General features: G+C 40.4%; 21 protein-coding genes and 2 tRNA genes. 16 read left to right on the forward strand and 7 right to left on the reverse strand.

Going from position 1 to position 20,993, the window contains the following annotated elements; translation table 11 throughout:
• The first annotated feature begins 57 nt into the window (after window positions 1-57).
• The gene (locus AC2SLP_RS07065; RefSeq protein WP_486535535.1) at window positions 58-1,272 is read left to right on the forward strand and encodes an IS256 family transposase; all 1,215 of its coding nucleotides are present in this window, start codon (window positions 58-60) and stop codon (window positions 1,270-1,272) included.
• A 152-nt stretch (window positions 1,273-1,424) separates the two neighbouring features.
• Here AC2SLP_RS07065 and AC2SLP_RS07070 read toward each other — a convergent pair whose 3' ends face one another.
• The 6 genes from AC2SLP_RS07070 to AC2SLP_RS07095 form a co-directional block, all read right to left on the reverse strand.
• Window positions 1,425-2,306 (reverse strand): hypothetical protein, encoded by an 882-nt coding sequence (locus tag AC2SLP_RS07070; protein ID WP_486535970.1) that lies wholly within the window; start codon window positions 2,304-2,306, stop codon window positions 1,425-1,427.
• Between the two features lie 46 nt (window positions 2,307-2,352).
• Window positions 2,353-3,687 carry a beta-ketoacyl-ACP synthase II gene (fabF, locus tag AC2SLP_RS07075; RefSeq protein ID WP_486536052.1) on the reverse strand — a complete coding sequence of 445 codons (1,335 nt, stop codon included), beginning with the start codon at window positions 3,685-3,687 and terminating at the stop codon, window positions 2,353-2,355.
• Window positions 3,688-3,724: 37 nt separating this feature from the next.
• Complete coding sequence (locus AC2SLP_RS07080; protein WP_486535971.1) at window positions 3,725-4,141, reverse strand: hypothetical protein; 417 nt, start codon at window positions 4,139-4,141, stop codon at window positions 3,725-3,727.
• Between the two features lie 122 nt (window positions 4,142-4,263).
• A complete protein-coding gene (locus AC2SLP_RS07085) occupies window positions 4,264-4,623 on the reverse strand; it encodes a SirB2 family protein (RefSeq protein ID WP_486535972.1) in 360 nt (119 codons plus the stop codon).
• A 101-nt stretch (window positions 4,624-4,724) separates the two neighbouring features.
• The gene (locus tag AC2SLP_RS07090) at window positions 4,725-5,054 is read right to left on the reverse strand and encodes a BolA family protein (RefSeq protein WP_486535973.1); all 330 of its coding nucleotides are present in this window, start codon (window positions 5,052-5,054) and stop codon (window positions 4,725-4,727) included.
• Window positions 5,055-5,410: 356 nt separating this feature from the next.
• On the reverse strand, window positions 5,411-6,214 hold the full coding sequence (locus AC2SLP_RS07095) for a M48 family metallopeptidase (protein WP_486535974.1): 804 nt from the start codon (window positions 6,212-6,214) through the stop codon (window positions 5,411-5,413).
• Between the two features lie 469 nt (window positions 6,215-6,683).
• Here AC2SLP_RS07095 and AC2SLP_RS07100 point away from each other — a divergent pair.
• From AC2SLP_RS07100 to AC2SLP_RS07170, 15 genes are all read left to right on the forward strand, one after another.
• Window positions 6,684-6,758, forward strand: a tRNA-Gly gene (locus tag AC2SLP_RS07100).
• A 92-nt stretch (window positions 6,759-6,850) separates the two neighbouring features.
• Window positions 6,851-6,926: transfer RNA gene (locus AC2SLP_RS07105), tRNA-Gly, on the forward strand.
• A gap of 512 nt (window positions 6,927-7,438) precedes the next feature.
• A complete protein-coding gene (locus AC2SLP_RS07110) occupies window positions 7,439-8,020 on the forward strand; it encodes a DUF4142 domain-containing protein (RefSeq protein ID WP_486535975.1) in 582 nt (193 codons plus the stop codon).
• A gap of 285 nt (window positions 8,021-8,305) precedes the next feature.
• Window positions 8,306-8,692 (forward strand): TehB family protein, encoded by a 387-nt coding sequence (locus tag AC2SLP_RS07115; RefSeq protein WP_486535976.1) that lies wholly within the window; start codon window positions 8,306-8,308, stop codon window positions 8,690-8,692.
• A gap of 568 nt (window positions 8,693-9,260) precedes the next feature.
• Window positions 9,261-9,413, forward strand: a complete 153-nt coding sequence (locus AC2SLP_RS07120) for a periplasmic nitrate reductase, NapE protein (protein ID WP_486535977.1) — start codon at window positions 9,261-9,263, stop codon at window positions 9,411-9,413.
• Window positions 9,414-9,562: 149 nt separating this feature from the next.
• Window positions 9,563-10,798, forward strand: coding sequence for a pentaheme c-type cytochrome TorC (gene torC / locus AC2SLP_RS07125; RefSeq protein ID WP_486535978.1), 1,236 nt, complete (start codon window positions 9,563-9,565; stop codon window positions 10,796-10,798).
• A gap of 32 nt (window positions 10,799-10,830) precedes the next feature.
• Window positions 10,831-13,344: a trimethylamine-N-oxide reductase TorA gene (gene torA, locus AC2SLP_RS07130; RefSeq protein ID WP_486535979.1), complete on the forward strand. Its 2,514-nt coding sequence runs from the start codon at window positions 10,831-10,833 to the stop codon at window positions 13,342-13,344.
• 171 nt (window positions 13,345-13,515) lie between these two features.
• Window positions 13,516-14,235, forward strand: coding sequence for a molecular chaperone TorD (gene torD / locus AC2SLP_RS07135; protein ID WP_486535980.1), 720 nt, complete (start codon window positions 13,516-13,518; stop codon window positions 14,233-14,235).
• Window positions 14,236-14,313: 78 nt separating this feature from the next.
• A complete protein-coding gene (locus tag AC2SLP_RS07140; RefSeq protein WP_486535981.1) occupies window positions 14,314-15,603 on the forward strand; it encodes a molybdopterin molybdotransferase MoeA in 1,290 nt (429 codons plus the stop codon).
• A gap of 345 nt (window positions 15,604-15,948) precedes the next feature.
• Window positions 15,949-17,175 carry a GTP 3',8-cyclase MoaA gene (moaA, locus tag AC2SLP_RS07145; RefSeq protein WP_486535982.1) on the forward strand — a complete coding sequence of 409 codons (1,227 nt, stop codon included), beginning with the start codon at window positions 15,949-15,951 and terminating at the stop codon, window positions 17,173-17,175.
• Between the two features lie 138 nt (window positions 17,176-17,313).
• Window positions 17,314-17,841, forward strand: a complete 528-nt coding sequence (moaB, locus tag AC2SLP_RS07150) for a molybdenum cofactor biosynthesis protein B (protein WP_486535983.1) — start codon at window positions 17,314-17,316, stop codon at window positions 17,839-17,841.
• Window positions 17,834-18,634 carry a molybdenum cofactor guanylyltransferase gene (gene mobA / locus AC2SLP_RS07155; RefSeq protein ID WP_486535984.1) on the forward strand — a complete coding sequence of 267 codons (801 nt, stop codon included), beginning with the start codon at window positions 17,834-17,836 and terminating at the stop codon, window positions 18,632-18,634. The genes moaB and mobA overlap by 8 nt, the downstream gene beginning before the upstream one ends.
• Window positions 18,635-18,715: 81 nt before the next feature.
• Window positions 18,716-19,213, forward strand: a complete 498-nt coding sequence (gene moaC / locus AC2SLP_RS07160; RefSeq protein ID WP_486535985.1) for a cyclic pyranopterin monophosphate synthase MoaC — start codon at window positions 18,716-18,718, stop codon at window positions 19,211-19,213.
• A gap of 24 nt (window positions 19,214-19,237) precedes the next feature.
• Entirely contained in the window at window positions 19,238-19,480 is a 243-nt protein-coding gene (gene moaD, locus AC2SLP_RS07165) for a molybdopterin converting factor subunit 1 (RefSeq protein WP_486535986.1), read from the forward strand.
• Between the two features lie 32 nt (window positions 19,481-19,512).
• Window positions 19,513-20,046 carry a molybdenum cofactor biosynthesis protein MoaE gene (locus AC2SLP_RS07170; protein WP_486535987.1) on the forward strand — a complete coding sequence of 178 codons (534 nt, stop codon included), beginning with the start codon at window positions 19,513-19,515 and terminating at the stop codon, window positions 20,044-20,046.
• A gap of 112 nt (window positions 20,047-20,158) precedes the next feature.
• Here AC2SLP_RS07170 and modB read toward each other — a convergent pair whose 3' ends face one another.
• Window positions 20,159-20,887, reverse strand: coding sequence for a molybdate ABC transporter permease subunit (gene modB / locus AC2SLP_RS07175; protein WP_486535988.1), 729 nt, complete (start codon window positions 20,885-20,887; stop codon window positions 20,159-20,161).
• Between the last annotated feature and the right edge of the window lie 106 nt (window positions 20,888-20,993).

Below are 20,993 nucleotides of genomic sequence, written 5' to 3' on the forward strand. Positions count from 1 at the left end.
GAGACTTTCCCAAACTTTGTGTAACTGCTTATAATCCATAGTAAAGGAGAATAAGCAATGACAAAACAAACAGAACTAAAAAAACTAGCCGAACAAATGGCCAAACACGTTGGCAGCTTTGAAGACATCAAAGCATTTCAAAAAGAGCTCATGCAGTCATTTATTGACACTGCATTAGAAGCCGAGATGGAAGAGCATCTAGGCTATCCTAAGCATGAAAAGGCGGATACCCCAAACAAGCGCAACGGTCACACCAAAAAGACAGTGCGCAGTGACACAGGTGAGATTGAAGTATCTACACCCAGAGACCGTGAAGGAAGCTTTGATCCTGTATTGGTTGCAAAGCATCAAACTCGTATCACTGGGCTCGATGATAAAATCATCATGTTTTACGCCAAAGGCCAGACAACCACTGAGATTGTTGAGAGTATCAAAGATATCTATGACGTTGATATCTCAACCAGTCTCGTATCAAGGGTTACTGACAACATCATAGATGACATCACAGCATGGCAGAATCGTCCACTAAGTAGCTTATATCCTATCGTATATTTAGACTGCATTGTCGTTAAAGTACGTCAAGACAAGCAAATCATTAATAAAGCCATCTATCTGGCCTTAGGCGTCAATCTTGAGGGCAAAAAGGAGCTACTGGGTATGTGGCTATCGGAGAATGAAGGCGCTAAGTTCTGGCTAGGTATTCTCACTGAACTACAAAACCGTGGGGTTCAAGATATTCTTATTGCCTGTGTGGATGGTTTAAAAGGCTTTAGCGAGGCAATTAATACGGTATATCCAAACACACAGGTTCAGCTATGTATTGTGCATATGGTACGTTACTCTATGAAGTTTGTACCATGGAAAGATAGAAAAAAAGTAGCGGCTGGTTTAAAGGCGGTTTATGGTGCTGATACGCTTGAGCTGGCAGAGGCTAGCCTTGAGCAGTTTAATGAGATCTGGGGCGATAAATACCCGCATGTGGTTACCTCTTGGCGCAATAATTGGGAGGGCTTAACCGTGTTCTTTGATTACCCGAAAGACATTAGAAAAGCCATTTATACGACCAATGCTATCGAGTCATTAAATAGCGTGATTCGTACCGCTGTGAATAAGCGTAAGATATTCCCATCTGATCAAGCGGCGTTAAAGGTTGTTTATCTAGCGACTCAGCAGGCGTCTAAAAAGTGGTCGATGCCCATCCGTAACTGGACGTCTGCTCTTAATCGATTTATGATTATGTTCGATGAGCGTGTTAGTAAGCATTTAATCTAAATTGCAGTTACACAGAATTCAGGATGGGCTCATGATATCCATAAACACCATAGCCATTGAAGATACTAAAAGGCACTAATTTCATTTAAATTAGCGCCTTTCTTATTTTGGGAGCAATATTTATTCAACAGACCCTAGTAGAAGCGACATTTTTATTTGATGTTTTGATGGTGATTAATTTGATCTCGTAACCATGCTTTTAGGTCTTCTGACATGGTAGCAAGCTGATCGCTTAAATAGTCATCGATACGGCTCTCTAGTTCTTTGACAAACTTATCATCAATTTCACCTTCGGTCGTTTCAAATTTAAAATCAGCTGATGCAGCTGGGTTTATATCAGCCATTTTTATCTCTATAATGTCATCTGCTACTAGTATTTTCGTAGTGTTGGATTGATGGTCATTATTACTTTCACTGTCGTTATTGCCACTGCTATTATTGTCACCGTTATTATTACTTTCATTGTTACTGCTACTGTCAGTATTGCTATCTGTCTTAGCAGTATCTGCATCAACGGACTCGGTATTAAGGGCTTCTGTATTGGCAAGATGACTATCAACAATGGCATCATTATCTTCTAACCTTAACTCATCATCTTTCCTTAACTCATCATCAATTGAACTTGGATTAGAGTCTATACTTTGTTCGATAATTTGACGGTTAGAATCGTCCAGATTAGAGACATTCACATTTGGAGTATCTGAGGTTAATACGGTATCTGAATCAGGGGTCTCATTGTCCTGTGTTTCTCGGTACAGGCTATGCGCTTCTTGATGCTCTTGGCGCAATCGCTCTACTTCGAGTTGGGCGTCGTGCTCTTTTGCCAATGCAATCTCTTCCAACGCTATATCGGCATAAATACTATCAATATATTGATTCAAATCAGGATTGGTAAAACAAAAGGTATCTAAATCAGTGTCATCGTCCAATAGCAGAGTAATGTCATCTAATTCTTGAATAAGTGCGCCTTTCACTTGTTGAGGGGCATTCGTCCAGTGATGAGCAAATTGGTGCGAAAACGCTACTTGTGACATAGTTTAAAATCTCCATATTGATATAACACGAATGTGCGACTTAACGTTAATCAGACCATTTTGCAAACACTAAAGAAGCGTTAGTACCCCCAAACCCAAAGCTATTTGACATGCTAAGCATTAAGTTTCTAGTAGGACGTGCTTGATTTGCAACATAATCTAGCCGGCAGGCCTCATCTTGGTTTTCTATATTTATGGTCGGTGGTGCAGTCTGATACTGCAAGGCTAAAACACTAAATATAGCTTCAATAGCGCCCGCCGCACCCAATAAATGGCCTGTCATAGATTTGGTAGAGCTGACTAATATCTGATCACAGCACTGCTCAAACACATGTTCAATCGCTTTAGATTCCGCGATATCGCCCGACGGTGTGCTGGTACCATGTGCGTTAATATATCCAATATCACAAGGTGCAATACCTGCATCACTAATCGCACTTTGCATGGCACGTGCTGCCCCTCCGCCATTAGCGGGTGGCGCAGTAATATGATGGGCGTCATCACTCATACCAAAACCTGCAAGTTCTGCTAAAATTGTGGCGCCTCTAGCAGTAGCGTGTGCCAAGCTTTCTAGTACCAGCACACCAGAACCATCTCCTAATACAAAACCGTCACGGTCTTTATCAAAAGGACGACTGGCGCGCATTGGGTCATCATTGCGGGTAGATAGAGCGCCCATCGCAGCGAAGCCTGACATCCCAAGTGGGCTAGACCCTTTTTCACTACCGCCTGCAAGCATCACATCACAATCACCATAGGCAATCAACCGAGCAGCCAGACCAATAGCGTGAGCGCCAGAAGTACAAGCAGTCGCTGTCGCTAAATTAGGACCCCGTAAGTTGTGTTTGATGGCCACCATACCCGCTGCCATATTCACAATAGCGCCGGGTAGACTAAAAGGTGATACACGGCGAGCACCTTTTTGAGCGAGGGTATCTCGGCTATCTTCAAGGGTTTGTAGTCCCCCGATACCTGAGCCAATAATCACACCGATGCGATCTGCATCAATACGCTGTACAGGGGTAGGTTGTGACGTTATCTCATCAATAAAACCGGCCTGTTTTAATGCCATACTAGCGGCGGCAATACCATAGTGGACAAAGCTATCATAACGTCTCACTTCTTTTGTTGCCATATAAAGACTGGGGTCAAAATCTTCGATGGTTCCTGCAAACTGTGAGCGAAAAGTTGACGCATCAAAATGGGTAATGGGTTTAATACCACTTTTACCATTAATCAATTGTTGCCAAGAGGTTTCGACATCTAACCCCAAAGGCGTCACTGCCCCCATACCAGTAATGACAACCCGTTGATGGTCGTCACGAGTATGATAAGGCGCTTTACGACGTGTGGCGCTTGAAGCACTAAAAGAGGGTTGCATAGAGTTAAGACTCATAATAGATTATTGCCTTATAACTTTACTTTTCGCCATATACTTTTAAATTGGTTGAAAAGGCACATTGCTTCATACGCGCGGATTGCACAACAGCATCACGTTCGCCATATAAACGCGATAATTTAGCGTTTCGAGCATTACTATTGTTACTCTTTCCTACACCAATATTAATATTGGGGGAAACCCCCCAGCGCCCAGCTGAAATACCGACGCCAACACCAGTTGTGGTAATGCCCGAATAAGCGTTTTTTTCATTACTGATATAATTTTGAATACGGTTGTATTCTTGAGACAATCCGGAACAATTATAACTTTGGTAGTTGCTAGGCGGTATATATTGCGGCGTTACATTTGGTGTACTGGCGCAACCACTTAACAATAGGCTGCCCAATAACACACCAGTTGACGCAGGCAAAAGTTTTAACATAAAGTATGGCATAGTAAATCCTGAATTCATGATAGGGTTAAACCCGAGTTAAAGCAGACGTTGTATTACCCTTATTTATTAGACTGATTATAGAGTATCTACTGATATAAAAAATGGGATCACAAACATTCAAATTATATGATGTTACCTGGTTTTATAAAGGCCAAGGTTATAATCCCAATGTAGGCAACTAACGCAATTAAGATACCAGCTTTGCTTTGGGCTAGTGTGGCAGTCGGTCTAAATGCTTTTATACTAGCACTTATTGCAGCAACAAGTAATATAATCTTGCCTGCCACCCACTGAAGCGGCACGTTAAGGCTTAACAGTGGCATGACCAATACGATTCCTGAAATGATTACCAAAGCATATGCCATATGAGTGGCAATTTTACCCTTTTTATCAAAGCGTTCACCTCGATTGATGACTAAAAAACTTTGCCATATAAACAACACAATAATTATCGCTACCATCAGCATATGTAAGTGTTTCATAAAATCCCTTCGCGGTTACCGTCACTTCGTTTTAATAGATAAGACTATAATTTAGATAATATCATCGTCAAAATAAAATTATAAGTCCATCCCAAATTTACCTATTTATTTTGTCCTGCACACAGCGGACTTGCGGGAACATCTTGATTTTTCTCATAAAGTTTATCCCACTCATCTGGGGTATAAGCATGTATCGCTAAGGCATGAACTTCGCCACCCTGACTTGTCATTAAAGGGTTTACCAAAGCATATATTTGCTGATGGCGCCCGACCAATCGCATACCTGAGAATTCAGGGCTGACAATGATAAGTTTGAAGTGGCTTTGTTTACCCTCAAAGTATCCTGCATGATTCATAGATTCATTAATCAGCTCGACATGTTCAGGATATAGGGGAGATAAGCTTTCTATGAGTGCATTATGCGTATCCAATGCGGTAGTCTCCTAATTTGAGGTAATATAATAGAGTCTTTACGTGCCTTAGACACCAATGATATTAATGACATAAATTCAATTTAAAAACTGGGCTTATTTTGTCTTGTGTTATCTTATCAAGGATTATTGAGCCTGCTCTATAGTTTGAATGTGAAATTGCTCGAATGTGAGATGTTTTGAATGTGAGATAGCTTGAAAGTTAGATAGCTTAAATGTGCATAATAAAAGACTACTTTAGAAGAGTTAACTAAATTAAAATTGAATAGAACGAAAAAACAGCCAAAGCATCGCTATTGACTGTTTAATAACTTTGAATTAAATATAACGGTTTGACTCTAATAGTTCAGAGTTATCTAGTTGTTATAATAAGGCATAACCTCTGGAATCAAGCTTTGCAACGTAGCAATACGGTTTGCGCTTGAAGGGTGAGTGCTTAAGAATTGGGGCGGCTCACCTTGGCTGGCGCGCTGCATTTTTTTCCATAAGTTCACCGCTGCGTTGGGGTTATACCCCGCTCGAGCCATTAGTACCAGTCCGATTTTATCCGCTTCAGCTTCTTGGGTACGACTGTTTGGACGTGAGATACCCAAATCACCAGCAATATTGGCTAAGTCCGCTTGACCTTGCGATAAGCCAAATATACTCGCCGCAATACCGATACCTGCTTGGGTAGCATATTGACTTGATATACGTTCACGAGAATGCTCACGAATGGCATGCGCCATTTCATGTCCCATGATAGCAGCAATTTCAGCATCAGTTAGGTTTAAACGGTCGATAATACCTGAGTAAAACATAATTTTACCACCAGGTAATACAAACGCATTCAATTGGTCAGATTGAATGGTATGCACTTCCCAATCCCAGTTTTTAGCATCACCACGGTATAGCTCTGCTTGATTAATTAATTTACGTGCAATACGATTTAAGCGGGCCAATTGTGCAGGATTGGTATCTAATACCCCTTGTGCATTAGCTTCTCTTAATAATTGACTATAACTCTGAGCAGACATTTGTAATACTTGTTCATTAGAGACCAATAATAGCTGCTGCCTTTCACTACCGAGGACCCCTGAATTAGTGGTTGAGGTACAGCCAGTAAGTGCCATAGCTCCGATAGAAGCCGCTAATGTACTATGTATTAAAAATTTCTTCATTATAGTCCTCTCTAAGTAATATAATCCGTAAATATGGTTGAGTGGCTGGTAGTTATGGGCGGTTAACAGTTTTGAGTAGTTGATAGTTTTAAGTAATTGATGATTTCGAACAGCTGGAAGTTTTAGAGATAAATAATTTTGTAACTAGCTCTATTTATGGCTCTATTTATGTATCTTGCTTTATTTATATAGTCATTAATATCCGTAATCTGCTTTAAATAACCCTAATGTTCTATTAACTAAATATAAGATTTTTTGAACACCAACCTATACAAACACAAATGTATATAGGATTCTATATTAAACATAATTTTGCTTACCTACAGTAACAAAATAGGTTTTTATTGTAAATCTATGCGTATAGCCTGATAGAGATATCAAAAATATAGCTATTAAAAAAGTATTGACAGATGTTTCATTTCGTATATAATATCCCACCTATCAAGACGTAGTAGAAGTTTCAGTATAAGCGGGATTAGCTCAGTGGTAGAGCATAACCTTGCCAAGGTTGGGGTCGAGAGTTCGAATCTCTTATCCCGCTCCATATTTTAATATAGACTTTTAAGAATCGTTTGATAGATAATTTGTTGTAACTATTAACTCATATTTGTTAATGACTTCAAGTTCTTACCTTATGCGGGAATAGCTCAGCTGGTAGAGCACGACCTTGCCAAGGTCGGGGTCGCGAGTTCGAATCTCGTTTCCCGCTCCAAATATGCTTATTTTATCATTTGATAAATAAATAAAAAATATATAGCCAAAACCCCACCATTCAATTAAGAGTAGTGGGGCTTTTTGTGGTTGGTCGACTAATTAAAGTATCTACATTTTAACTTATTCGATCATTATTTAACTATCCCCTCCAAATGTAAATTCAGTTACACCCCTTTACCTTAGACCTACGTTCTATAGGTAGATACTTGTATTTAGTAATATCACTTACCTATAATCACTACAAACGCTTCACAGTAATAAATTTGTGCACTCATATACTTAATCAGGACTAAGCTTTAAGCCTGTAAAAACAAGATTTAATAAATGAGGGTATGAAATGTTGTTTATTATCTCGTTATAAACCCATTCGTAGATGGTTTTATTGTCTGGGAAGTTATTATCTCGCAGTTAATCCATCTGAGTGCTTATAGATTTAAATCACGAAGCTTTTGAGGAACAATAACTATTTTAGTTATTTCTAATTAATAAATTATTCAATAGGATGAAATCATGAAATTATTAACCAAATCAGTTTTAACTTGTGCAGTATTGGGCGGTGCACTAACTGTGAGTGCTTGTCAAAACACACCAATGAATCAAGGTAATGTTGTTACAACGACGCCGCAGGCTCAAAAAAATATGGTGGTACTGTCTGAAAATCAAATTCTAAAAGTATTAAGCACAGCAAACAATGGCGAGATTATGCAAGCTAAAGTGGCTATGCCAAAGTTACAATCTGCATCAGCACGTACATTTGCTGAAAAGATGATTGAAAAGCACACTGAAAATGAGATGAAAGGACAGGCTTTAGGCAAGCAGTTGGGCCTAGTGCCACAAGCCAGCCATACGAGTAATGCGCTGCAAGTAGATAGCAATAATATAGTCACTAAACTTTCTCAAGCTTCTGCGCCAGCCGATAAGATGTATTTGATGGATCAAGTTAAAGTTCATGCTAAAGTTTTAAACACTATTGATAATGAGCTTATGCCAAATGCAAAAACACCTGAACTACGTAATTTCTTAGCGCAAACCCGTGCAGCGGTAGCTATGCATCTAAATGTGGCTCAACAATTAGTTTCTGCAATGTCTTAATAACTTATGCCTATTATTAATAGGTTGTATATAAACTTAGGTCCTATAAGCATTTTTCATGCTTTTAGGGCTTTTTTATATATGCTCATTCATAAGATAGACATTTAAATCAATCAATAAAGTATTATAATAATATAACGTTACATATGGTCAATTTGTAGTAACTTTCAGCTATAGCAAATAAAGTATTAAATTTGCGTTTATATGTGATTGTTATCACTTAAATTACTTATTAATTAATTAGAGAATGAGTTAAAATCTACCAGTGGGTTATAAGGAGGCTCTATGGCACATCAAATCATACCCAGTCATTGGAAAGTTAAGCGTTCAACGCCTTTTTTCACAAAAGATAACGTACCCAAATCTTTATTAAATCATCACAATACTGCACAAGGTGTTTTCGGACAGATTTGTGTGATGCAGGGCGTAGTAACTTTTTATGGCTTTGCTAATGAACAGTCAACTGAGCCTGAGAAAAAAGTCATTATTAACGCAGGTGAGTTTGCGACCAGTCCTCCTCAATATTGGCATAAAGTTGAGTTAAGTGATGATGCTCAATTTAATATCGTATTTTGGGTTGAGAATATAAAAGAAAGTGGCAGTAAGCTTATGACTCAATCCAAAATTCATAATCAAGATATGCACGAGATATTTGATACGCCAAATCCGTAATCGATGCTTTTAATACTATCGCTAAATCATAAACCATACTCAGTCAAAACTTAATTTTAAAACGCATTTTTTCTTATAAAGGATGGATAAAAATCATATCCTCATATATAATAGGGGATAGAAAATTTATAACATTACTTATGATTTTCAAGCCAAAATACTTCAAGCCCTAAGCGAATTTATATAGCAATAGTTTATACTATAAAATTAATTGATTTCTTTTATAAAATTCGCCCCTTTAATATAGATTTATTAATAAAATTTCGCTCGATATTCAGTCAGTCTTCTACTAGTTTTATTTATTAATTATTTTAAAATAAGATTAGCGCATTTAAATTCAATGAATATAAAACATATGCTAATTTGTTGATAAGTTTGTTCAAATATCGTACTAATTATTGTTATAAAAAAATATAATAATTCTTTTCCTGCCAATTTTATACAGTCCCTAATACTTTGATTTTAATTCCCGTATATCACTACAAACATTAATACGTACAGCTAAGTACATATATATAAATACATAAAAAATAGTCTAAAGCCATAAAATTACCGGAAGGGGAAACCTATGCAATCAAATACTCAACCTGTAAAGCGTGAATGGTTAACAGTATTGATAATGTCATTTATTGCTTTGCCAATTATCGCGCTATTATTTATTTGTGCCTATGGCTTTATTGTTTGGTTTGGTCAGCTTCTATTTTGGGGACCACCAACTTAAGTCAAACTTGCTCAAAATTTATATAATACTGAGCATTATTTTATTGAGACAAAAATTTTAAGGTGGCATTTTAAAATTAGGTATCTCTCACTAATATACTAATTTAATTTCTCTACCTAGATAAGATTTGAATATGGCAAGGAATTATTATGAACGCAATTAAACGCTTTTTTGGCTGGCTGCGTCGGCTCTTATTTCAACCTTCCGCCAAAATTGGGCTAGGTCTGCTAATCATTATTGGTTTTGCAGGTGGGGTATGGTTCTGGGCTGGTTTTAATGCTGGATTAGAAGCGACAAATACTGAAGAATTCTGCTTGTCTTGTCATACGATGGAAGACAATATGTTGCCAGAATTACAAAAAACCGTGCACTGGCAGAACCGTACTGGGGTTCGTGCAGAGTGTCAAGATTGTCATGTACCCCATGACTTTACTGATAAAATTGCGCGTAAAATGCAAGCGTCTCGAGAAGTATTGGGCGAGATCGTGGGTAGCATAGATACCCGTGAGAAGTTTTTGGAGCATCGTGGTGTACTTGCACAGCGCGAATGGGCGCGGTTTAAGGCCAATAATTCCAAAGAGTGTCGTAATTGCCATGACTACGACAGTATGGACTTTAGCGCTATGCGTGTGACATCGCAAATGATTATGCGCAGTGCAGCAGAGCGTAATGCCAGTTGTGTGGATTGCCATAAAGGTATTGCTCATGAATTGCCAGTTCTAGAAGGTATGCATAATCCAGCCTTTGACTCATTAGTGTCAGAAGCTTCGGGTACTAAAATTACTGTTGGTGAAACATATTACAACATCGTACCTCAGCCGCTATATTTAGACTCTGAAAAATCAAAACAAGCCGGAACTATTGAAGTGGCTGCACCTGCTAAAGTTATTGCTCATGAAAATGGCATGACTCAGATTGAGCTTGATATGTGGCGCAAAAATAAAGGCTATGGCCGTGTTTGGTATACGCACTTTGGTTTAAATATTGTGGATGCCATTATTGACAAAGAGTTATCTCGTGATGAGTCATTGATTACGGTTAAGGAATCTAAAGAAGATCCATTAACAGGTCTAGAATGGCAAAAAGTCAGTGGTCAGTTCTGGGTAGAAGACGGCTTGATGATGGACAGTCTAGAGCCTGCTTGGGATATTGCGGGTCAAACCTATGCTGATAATTGTAGTGTATGTCACCGTCAGCCAGATCCTGCGGGTCATGATGCGAACCAATGGCCAGGCTTGTGGGCTGGTATGGTTGGATTCACTAATCTAGATGATGATACTGGCGCATTGGTATTGAAGTACTTACAGCTTAATTCATCAGACTTTTCACGTAGTAATCATGCACCAGGTTCGCCTGAGAATGCGGTACAGACTGCACGCCCATAAGGCACCAATACGTTTAAGATAAAGAGGTTATTATGAAAAATATGAATCGTAGGGGCTTTTTGAAATCGTTGGCAGCTCTATCGGGTACAGCCATGCTACCGATGCCGCTACTGGCTGATGATAGTATTTTGACTAATGCTACTGGCGAAAAGGCGCAAGATTGGAGCGGCTGGAAGATGTCAGGGGCTCACTGGGGCGCCTTTCGCGCCAAAGTTGAGGCGGATACTTTAATTGAAATCAAACCTTTTGAGTTTGATCAATATCCTACAAAGATACTAGATGGTGTACCCGGCATTATTTATAGCCCCTCTCGTGTTCGTTATCCAATGATTCGCGTAGATTGGTATCGAAACCGTGAAAACAGTGACCGCACTCAGCGAGGAGACAATCGCTTTGTTCGCGTAAGCTGGGATGAGGCGCTGGATATTCTTTATGAAGAGCTTGAGCGCATTCAAAAAAACTATGGCCCATGGGCACTGCATACTGCGAACGTGGGTTGGCGCTCGGTAGGTAACATCCATAGCTGTGGTAACCATATGCTTCGTGCGATCGCCATGCATGGCAAGAGTGTCGGAACGGCTGGTGACTACTCGACCGGTGCAGGACAGATGATTCTGCCTTATATATTGGGTTCTACTGAGGTTTATTCTCAAGGCACATCGTGGCCATTGATTTTAGAGAATTCAGACTTAATAATCTTCTGGGCAAATGACCCCATTAAGAACCTGCAAGTAGGCTGGAATACTGAAACTCATGAAGCTTACGAATATTATGAGATACTGCGCGATAAAGTTAAGAATAACGAGATAGAAGTTATTTGTCTTGATCCTGTTAAAAGTAAAACGCAAAACTACCTTGAGTGTGACCATCAGTATGTCAATCCAATGACTGATGTGCCTCTCATGTTAGGTATCGCTCATACGTTATATACCGAGAACCTTTACGATAAAGAGTTTATCGATATGTATGCGCTCGGTCTCGATGAGTTTACTCCATATCTTATGGGAGAGACCGAAGATAAGGTTGAGAAAACGCCTGAATGGGCGGCTAAGATATGTGGCGTAGATGCCGATACCATCCGTAATCTAGCTCGTAAGATGGCAAAGAGTCGTACTCAGCTTTGCTTTGGTTGGGCAATTCAACGTCAGCAACATGGCGAACAGCCCTATTGGATGGGCGCTATTATCGCAGCAATGCTAGGTCAAATTGGTCTGCCTGGCGGTGGTATCAGTTACTCGCATCATTATAGCTCTGTAGGTGTGTCCGCATCTGGTGCCTCTATGCCTGGCGCTTTCCCGCTTAACTTAGATACTGGTCGTAAAGCTAAATATAGCAATGGTGACTTTGAAGGGTACAGCTCTGTTATTCCGGTTGCTCGGATGGTGGACTGCTTGCTAGAGCCGGGTAAAAAGATTAATTTCAATGGTCATGAAGTCACGTTACCGCCACTGAAGATGGGTATATTTACGGGTAGTAACCAGTGGCATCGACATCAAGACCGCAACCGTATGAAAAAAGCATACCGCAATATGGAAACGGTTGTTTCTGTAGATTACAACTGGACCGCGACGTGTCGATTTGCTGACATCGTCCTGCCAGCATGTACACCATATGAGCGTAATGATTTAGACGCCTATGGATCGTATAGTAATCGTGGTGTGATAGCGATGCACAAACTGGTGGATCCGCTATATCGCTCAAAGTCTGATTTTGATATTTGGTATGAGTTCACCAAGCGTATGGGCCGTTCGACTGAGTATAGCCGTGCGATGAATGAAATGCAGTGGATTGAGGAGATCTATGAAAACTGCCGCGCTGAAAATCTCAAGAAAGATTTCTTCATGCCACCATTTGAAGAGTTCTGGGAAAAAGGATATGTTCTGTTCCCTGAGGGCGAGAACTGGGTACGCCATGCTGATTTCCGTGAAGATCCAGAAGTGAATGCTTTAGGAACCCCTTCAGGATTTATCGAAATAAGTAGCCGCAAGATTGCAAGCTATGACTATGATGATTGTAAAGGGCATCCTATATGGATGGAAAAAGCGGAGCGCTCACATGGTGGTCCAGGATCAGATAAATACCCATTATGGTTACAGTCTGTTCACCCAGATACGCGACTGCATTCACAGACTTGTGAATCTGAAGAGCGACGTGCGACTTATACGGTACAGGATCGTGAACCTTGTTATATTGGTCCTGAAGATGCCAAAAAACGTGGTATCAGCGATGGTGATTTGGTACGCGTTTATAATGATCGCGGCCAATTATTGGCGGGTGCGGTTGTCTCTGATAACTTCCCACCTGGTATTATCCGTATTCAAGAAGGCGCGTGGTATGGTCCTACTGGTCCAGAGATTGGGGCCATAGATACGTATGGTGACCCCAATACCTTAACGTTAGATATAGGCACCTCTATGTTAGCGCAAGGCCCTAGTGCCAATACTTGCTTGGTAGAGATCGAGAAGTTCAAAGGTGAAGCGCCAGCCGTAACTTCGTTTGGTGGTCCAATTTATGTCAATCCAGACGGTACTCGAGTCAAAATCTAGTCTTATTCGTATCGGTGTCTAATTTGGCTACATGATACAAGTACAAGTTGGGGGCTTTGCTTATTATAATGAGCAGAGCCTTTTGATTTGGCGACTTATGAATTAATAATACTCGGCAAAATACTAAGTTAAATCCATATTTTTAAATACTATCTATGCATTAGGAATACAATGATTGATAATCAACAATGGCAGGCAGCAAATCTGGCTCGTGCTGCTTTATATCGCTGGTTTGCAGATGTTTTTGCAAGTGAATTTACTAAACAAAACTTATCGGATCTAAAAGAACAATACTTAAGTCTGCATGAAGCTTTTGTGAATTTAGGGTTAGACTCGCAAAGTAGTAGACTACAGAAAGCTTTAAATGATTTAAAAGTCATTCCTAAAGATGAGCAAGCTTTAGAAGTTGCGGCAGACTTTGCCCATATTTTTTTATTAAGTGGCATTGAGAGCGCACCGCCTTACGCCTCATATTATCTTGAAAGCGACCAAATGCTATACGGCAAACCCGCACAGCAGATGGGTGAGTTTTTAAAGCATCAAAAGCTGGCTTTGCATCCTGAATTTAAAGAACCAAAAGATCATATCAGTATATATTTACAAGTAATGGCATTATGGATTCAAAACGATCATAAAGATACGGTAGATACCGACAGTAGTACGGTGTCTAGTAATGAGGTATCTAGTAACGTGGTATCTAATCACGCAGTATCTAATAAGGCAAGCGATCAAAAAGAGTTCTTGCAAGATGCGTTACTAACTTGGCTGCCAATGTTTAATAGGCGTTGTCAAATCATACGTGTCAAAACGGATGTGTATCCTGCATTAACAGAGTTACTCCTACATTTTGTTGAAGCTGATGCACAAGCATTAACAGACATCGACCTTTAATAAGGTTTAAGTTTAGTTATATAGCCATATTTATATAGTCATCAATACATAACAACCCATTTTTGAAAGAGCTATCTTATGATTACTGTTGAAGAGTTAAAAGCCGCCATCAGCGAGCGAATTACAGCTTACAATAAGGATGACTCGCCCTTTAATCAGCGCGGTACTGAAAGTCGTGATTTATTAAACAGCATTAATCATATTCTCGCTACGGATATCGATTCTCCGTTTGACATACCACGTCAAAACATTTCAGCGATGGACGGTTATGCCATTGCCACTGGCAGTGACCTTGTAGACGGTACGACCATCAATATAGTGGGTGAGTCTCAAGCCGGATCACCATTTACCGGCTCGCTTACTGCCGGTCAAGGAGTACGTATTTTTACCGGTGCGGTAGTGCCTACGGCATGTGATACGGTAGTGATGCAGGAAAACACCAACCTTGCTGATATAAAAGACAGCATTGATAAGTCACAAAGCTATCCCATTACCCTGACCAAAACCGCCAAAGCTGATAGTAATATTCGCAAACAAGGCGAAGAGATTGAGTCTGGCGAAACGGTGTTGCAGGCAAGCAAGCGTTTAACACCAGCAGATATCAGCTTATTGGCTAACCTAGGACTGGATAAGGTTGAGATTTATAAACCGTTAGTGGTCGGTATTTTAGCCACAGGTGATGAGTTGGTAAAAGTAGGACAGCCACTTGAAACGCTGGCGCAGATTTATAACTCAAATACGCCTACCTTAAAGAGCATGCTTGCTGATTTGCCAGTACAGATCCATGATTATGGCATTATCCCTGATCATTTGGAGATGACCAAACAAGCTGTACTTAGCGCCATGCAGGAGTGTGATGTATTGATTTCTACCGCAGGGGTATCTGTGGGCGATTACGACTTTTTGACCACAGTGATTGAAGAGCTGGGCCAAATTAATCACTATAAAGTGGCCATGAAGCCTGGTAAACCCTTTGTGTTTGGTGAGCTTACTCAAAATTTAAAGGTGCCTGTACTGTATTTCGGACTACCTGGTAATCCCTTGTCCACAGTGGTAGGTAGTTTACAATTTATTATCCCTGCACTCTGGCACTTATCCGGGGCCAAAGAGTCTGAAGTACCTTTATCATTAACCTTAAATGCAACGTTAACCAATGATGTAAGAAAATCAGCGGGTCGTGCTGATTTTCAGAGAGGATGTTTTAGTCAAAATGAAGTAGGGGAGTATGAAGTCAGTACTGCAGGTAAGCAAGATTCGCATCGTATTAAGCAGCTTAGTCTGGCCAATTGTTTGATCGTATTGGCTAAAGATTCAGGCAGCTTGAGTGCAGGTGAAAAGGTAACTATTCAACCGTTCCCTTGGAGTTAAGGTTACTAAGTTAGTTTAATAACTTATAGCTACTGAGCATTTTTTATTACGTTGTCTGAGTGGTAAAGCCAGAAGCTTAAAAAATAATACCCAGTATCTCTTAGATAAAACAAGACTAGTAAGAGCTTGTCAACTCAATACTACTAAAGGAGTATACTGCATAGTAGTGTCGCTCCTTTAGGGTAAGTATCTATTATTTTTTAAACTGCTATAATATCCTTTACCATATAAAGAACGTTACGAAAAAACTTACGAAAAACATTAAAATCATCTTATTAGAAATTAAACCCACAACCTGAGGCAACGCTTAGAGCACATTAACTTATAATGACTACGGTACCTATTATGACCCCTCTTACTTCTAACCTAGGGAAAGCTAGGCTGTATACTCCTTCCCCCAATTCAGCTATATTTGATGGTCATGACCGAACGTCATCTGTTAATTCTACCTTCGATAAGATCAGCCTTTATCCTCTATCGAAATCCTTTGCTATTGCTACGATGCCAGATTTTTTAGCTCCGGATCTTTTCGCTAAAGGCACGGTCAAACCCCCATCTTCTATCACTACCTCATCGCAGCCTGCTGATACCGATGCAGGGTTATTGACCGATGGATTTTCACGTCGTCTCACTTATTTGCGTTTATCCATTACCGACTTTTGTAATTTTCGCTGTGGCTATTGTTTGCCCAATGGCTATCAAGGCAAGCGTCCTGATAATGAGCTGACCTTGTCTGAGATTGATGTGCTTACCAAAGCGTTTGCTGCAGTCGGCACAAAAAAGGTTCGACTCACCGGCGGTGAACCTTCTATCCGTAAAGATGTGACCGAGATTATCCGTCTGGTTAAAAGCACTCCAGGGATAGAAACGGTGGCCATGACCAGTAACGGTTATAAGTTGGGCAAGCATATTGCTAACTGGCATCAAGCCGGCTTAGATCAGATTAATATCAGTGTTGATAGCTTTGATCCAGCTACCTTTAAGCAGATGACTGGCTTTGATATGTTGCCGCAATTGATAGAGGATATGGATACCTTGCTACAGACCACCGATATCAAGCTTAAGCTAAATGGTATCTTGATGGAAAACACCGCTTATGACAGCCTAATGTCTGCATTGGACTATGTCAAAACGCGTCCAGTTACTTACCGTTTTATCGAATTTATGCAAACCAGCGATAACAGTGATTTATTTTTTGCTGAGCATGCACAGTCGGCTTTAATCACTGAGTATTTATTAAATAATGGCTGGCAACCTCATCAACGCGCGCAAAATGATGGCCCAGCTATTGAGTATAGTCATCCTGATTATGTGGGCAGAATTGGTATGATTGCCCCTTATGCCGCTCATTTTTGTGATAGCTGTAATCGCTTACGAGTGAGTAGCTTGGGTAAGGTTCATCTGTGTCTGTTCGATCAAGGTAATTATGATATCCGTGATTATCTGCAAAACCAAAATGTGGATGGTCTAATTCAACAACTACACCAGTTTATGCCAATCAAGCCTGAGCATCATCATCTCGCTGAGTCAAATAGCGGCATTATGAATAATTTATCCATGATAGGCGGCTAAAGGCTAACCATTAAAAGCCGAGAATTAGAGCTAAAAACTAAAGCCTAACAATTGAAACCTAAGAACGAATACTAAGCTTTATCCCACAAAAAACTGCTATTAATTTATATTAATGTTAACTGTTAGTAAGGCGATACCATGTCAAAAGAAAAAATATTTACTGCTCTAAATGTGGCCGTTTTAACCGTATCTGATAGCCGTACCTTAGCAGAAGATACGTCAGGTCAATATCTTGCTGACTCGCTACAAGAAGCGGGTCATAATCTTGCTGATCGCCAGCTAATTACCGATGATATTTATAAAATTCGTGCTGTGATTAGTGGTTGGATAGCTGATCCTGAGGTTCATGCCGTGATTACGACGGGTGGCACCGGTTTTTATATTCGTGACAGTATGCCAGAAGCGGTTAGCATATTATTTGATAAGCAGGTCGATGGCTTCGGTGAGATGTTCCGGTTGATCTCTAAAGATGAAATTGGCATGTCAACCTTACAGTCTCGCGCCATTGCAGGTATGGCTAATAATACGGTGATTTTCTGCTTACCAGGCTCATCAGGTGCATGTCGAACGGGTTGGACCCAGATTATCAAAGAGCAGTTAGACAGCCGTACTGGCCCTTGTAATTTTGTTCCGCATTTAATGCGGGTGAATCCTGGCCATGACTGATAGTCAGAAAAACACTAATAATCTAGAAGTGGCTAACGAACAGTCAGAAAGTTTATTGGTGGACAGTTTGGAAGTGGACAGTTCCATATTAGGCAGCTTGGTAATAGACAGCTTAGCTGGGGTAGTGGTGTTAGCAGGGGGGTTGTCGACTCGAATGGGGTCTCCTAAAGCACTATTGACGCTACCTTCAGGAGAAACCCTACTGGATTATCATGTGCGCTGTGCTTCCAAGCTTGGAAAGCCGGTGTTGATTGCTGATAATGAGCAAGGGTTTCAGCCAAATATTGACAGTAGTATTGAGAATGAGCTTGAGAATGAGATTGAGCTTATTCATATTAATGACTATCAACCGCAAAGCAGCAATCCACATGCCAAGCTTAAACACTCAGCGGGCCCTTTAGGGGCTATATTGTCGGCCATGCAGCACTTGCTACCCTCAGCGTCAGCTTCTCAGTGGTTAATCGTTGTCAGCTGTGACAGCTTGGTTAGTGCTATTGATATCCATAATACTCGACATCAGCTAAATGAAAAAAACAATCTAGAACAAAAAAGTAATCTAGATCATAGCTATCCAGTGTATTGCTTAAAAGACGATGAGCGACTGTATCCCCTGTTAGGCAAGTATCAGCTAACTGTGGCTGAAAAGCTTAAAATCTATTTGGATACAGGCGAGCGTAGGGTGATGAATTTTATTACCCCGCTATGTCAGCCCGTGGTTATGCCTAAAGCGTGGTATCCACTATCTAATTTAAATACGCCGGAGCAGTTTAAACTGGCTTGTCAAAAGCTATAGATTTAAAAAAAACCTGCCTTCATATTAAGCAATCGGTCTTATTAGAATTGGTTATATTAATAAATTGGGTCAAAACGCACTATGTCAAAAACAAAATCAACTTCAAAGCTGTCACACTTAGACGCCGATGGTGATATCCATATGGTGGATGTGGGTCATAAAACAGTGACGACTCGAGAAGCTGTGGCGCAAGGGTTTGTGGTGTTCCCAAAGGATATCTATGCTGAGATTAAAGCGGCCGATGGCATGACCAAAAAGGGCAGTATTACCCAAACGGCACATATTGCTGGGATTATGGCGGCTAAGCGCACCCATGATCTAATTCCTTTGTGCCATCCACTGCCTTTGGATAAAGTGGGGTTAAGCTTTAGTTATGAAGATGATCTTAATGCGATTAAAGTAACGGCAAAGGTGCGTGTGACTCACAAAACTGGGGTCGAAATGGAGGCATTAACCGCTGTCAGTGTCGCTTGTTTGACCCTTTATGACATGACTAAAGCGTTGTCACATGACATTCTGATTGATGATATCGGGTTAGTGACTAAGACGGGTGGTAAGTCCGATTATAAAAAGGCTTAGACTATTAAAGAGGTTGAATACATTATGAATATTACGATTTTGTTTTTTGCAAGCCTAGCCGAAAAAGCACAACAAGGTCAGCAGCAGTTAAGTTTGGATAGCAAATTAAGCTTGCCTGAGCTTTATGCACAGTTAAAGCAAGATCATGGCTTTACCCTTGAGCCTAGCAAGGTACGAGTGGCGATTAATGATGAGTTTGCCAGTTGGGAGGATACGATTGAAGATGGTGATACCATCGCCTTTATTCCTCCTGTGGCCGGTGGCTAAGTTTTTATTTAGATAAAATTTTGGAGTCTTACATGGACAGTCAAAGGGCTTTAGACAGTCAATCGGTTATAGATAATGCCAAACAACCGCATCAGCAGGCAAGTCGGATTTCGCATAGCATTGAGCAAGCGTATCAGCTAGCACAGACTCAAGGGTTTGCGCTACTTGATGAAGCGATTGATGACCAGCGGCTTAAAGCTTTTTTACAAGATGAGCAGTGTGGTGCATTGGCGACGTTTGAAGGCTGGGTACGCAACCATAATAATGCAGCGCCAGTGACTAGCCTTACTTATTACGGCTACGAAAAACTGGCGATAAACCAAGGTAAGTTAATTATAGAAGAAGCCAAACGTTTATTTGATATTGAAAATGCGGTCGCTATTCACCGCATAGGCGCATTAGATATTGGTGATATGGCAGTCTGGGTGGGTGTCTCCTCTAAGCATCGTTATCCTGCTTTTGATGCGTGCCGTTGGATTTTAGATACCATCAAGGATGACATTCCGGTCTGGAAGCAAGAATATTATGAAGATGCGTCTTCTAAGTGGCTTAGTAATAATGGCTAGTCTTAAAAGTAAAACCTAAGTCTGTATAGGCTGGGCTCTTAGCCCCGCTAAATAAAGCACAGCTTTTATTTATACAAAGTCAGGTCTAAATAAGTCTATTCATTTGGAGCTTTTAAGTATTGGTAGCTTTATTATTACTTTTACCATTCACTCGATTATTAACACTAGCAATTAAGCCTACCAGTACTATCCCTAAAGCTATCAATAATAATGACAAGGTGTGTGCCATGTCATAGTTTAAAGCTTCTACCTGCTCATAGATAGCAATAGATATCACTTTAGTCTCTCCTGCAATACTACCGCCTATCATCAATACCACACCAAACTCCCCAATGGTATGGGCAAAGCTAATCAAGCTACCCAATATAATCCCTGTTTTCGCTTGCGGCAACGCCACTGCGGTAAAGCGGCGTAGGGGGCTTGGCTCAAGTAATAAAGCCATGTCACTGACACTTTTTGGAATGCGTAAAAACTGGGCATAAACGGGCTGCACATAAAAAGGCAGGGAGTAAACAATAGAGCCTATGACCAACCCTTCAAAAGTAAATGCCAAAGTATTGAGGTTATGAGCAACGAGCCATCTTCCTATCATAGAGTTTGGGCTTAGTAATAAAAGCAGGTAAAAGCCCAATACGGTAGGCGGCAGTACCAGCGGCATGGCTATGATGCCCATAAGCATAATTTTGATACGGTCTAGTAATTTACTTGAGGAAGGCTTGGCTAGCCAATAGGCTATCGGAGTCCCAAAAACCATCAAGCACAGCGTGGTAATACCCGCAAGCTTAAGACTAAGCCATAGTGGTAGCAACATATCCGATAGGTGGGGAGAAAGCAGTGACATAAGCCTATTATACGGTTTTAACTCAGCTTTAGGAGAGGGATTAAGGTTTACATTTTGCTATTTCTCAGTTTGCTGTAGCCTATGTAACCTATGTAACCTGTTTAGC

It is taken from the genome of Psychrobacter sp. CX21, assembly GCF_057396255.1.

What these genes read in the sequence shown, in the direction of transcription:
- AC2SLP_RS07065 (WP_486535535.1), top strand. Translation starts at nt 58, where the DNA reads ATGACAAAACAAACAGAACTAAAAAAACTAGCCGAACAAATGGCCAAA.
- AC2SLP_RS07070 (WP_486535970.1), bottom strand. Translation starts at nt 2,306, where the DNA reads ATGTCACAAGTAGCGTTTTCGCACCAATTTGCTCATCACTGGACGAAT.
- fabF (WP_486536052.1), bottom strand. Translation starts at nt 3,687, where the DNA reads ATGCAACCCTCTTTTAGTGCTTCAAGCGCCACACGTCGTAAAGCGCCT.
- AC2SLP_RS07080 (WP_486535971.1), bottom strand. Translation starts at nt 4,141, where the DNA reads ATGCCATACTTTATGTTAAAACTTTTGCCTGCGTCAACTGGTGTGTTA.
- AC2SLP_RS07085 (WP_486535972.1), bottom strand. Translation starts at nt 4,623, where the DNA reads ATGAAACACTTACATATGCTGATGGTAGCGATAATTATTGTGTTGTTT.
- AC2SLP_RS07095 (WP_486535974.1), bottom strand. Translation starts at nt 6,214, where the DNA reads ATGAAGAAATTTTTAATACATAGTACATTAGCGGCTTCTATCGGAGCT.
- AC2SLP_RS07110 (WP_486535975.1), top strand. Translation starts at nt 7,439, where the DNA reads ATGAAATTATTAACCAAATCAGTTTTAACTTGTGCAGTATTGGGCGGT.
- AC2SLP_RS07115 (WP_486535976.1), top strand. Translation starts at nt 8,306, where the DNA reads ATGGCACATCAAATCATACCCAGTCATTGGAAAGTTAAGCGTTCAACG.
- AC2SLP_RS07120 (WP_486535977.1), top strand. Translation starts at nt 9,261, where the DNA reads ATGCAATCAAATACTCAACCTGTAAAGCGTGAATGGTTAACAGTATTG.
- torC (WP_486535978.1), top strand. Translation starts at nt 9,563, where the DNA reads ATGAACGCAATTAAACGCTTTTTTGGCTGGCTGCGTCGGCTCTTATTT.
- torA (WP_486535979.1), top strand. Translation starts at nt 10,831, where the DNA reads ATGAAAAATATGAATCGTAGGGGCTTTTTGAAATCGTTGGCAGCTCTA.
- torD (WP_486535980.1), top strand. Translation starts at nt 13,516, where the DNA reads ATGATTGATAATCAACAATGGCAGGCAGCAAATCTGGCTCGTGCTGCT.
- AC2SLP_RS07140 (WP_486535981.1), top strand. Translation starts at nt 14,314, where the DNA reads ATGATTACTGTTGAAGAGTTAAAAGCCGCCATCAGCGAGCGAATTACA.
- moaA (WP_486535982.1), top strand. Translation starts at nt 15,949, where the DNA reads ATGACCCCTCTTACTTCTAACCTAGGGAAAGCTAGGCTGTATACTCCT.
- moaB (WP_486535983.1), top strand. Translation starts at nt 17,314, where the DNA reads ATGTCAAAAGAAAAAATATTTACTGCTCTAAATGTGGCCGTTTTAACC.
- mobA (WP_486535984.1), top strand. Translation starts at nt 17,834, where the DNA reads ATGACTGATAGTCAGAAAAACACTAATAATCTAGAAGTGGCTAACGAA.
- moaC (WP_486535985.1), top strand. Translation starts at nt 18,716, where the DNA reads ATGTCAAAAACAAAATCAACTTCAAAGCTGTCACACTTAGACGCCGAT.
- moaD (WP_486535986.1), top strand. Translation starts at nt 19,238, where the DNA reads ATGAATATTACGATTTTGTTTTTTGCAAGCCTAGCCGAAAAAGCACAA.
- AC2SLP_RS07170 (WP_486535987.1), top strand. Translation starts at nt 19,513, where the DNA reads ATGGACAGTCAAAGGGCTTTAGACAGTCAATCGGTTATAGATAATGCC.
- modB (WP_486535988.1), bottom strand. Translation starts at nt 20,887, where the DNA reads ATGTCACTGCTTTCTCCCCACCTATCGGATATGTTGCTACCACTATGG.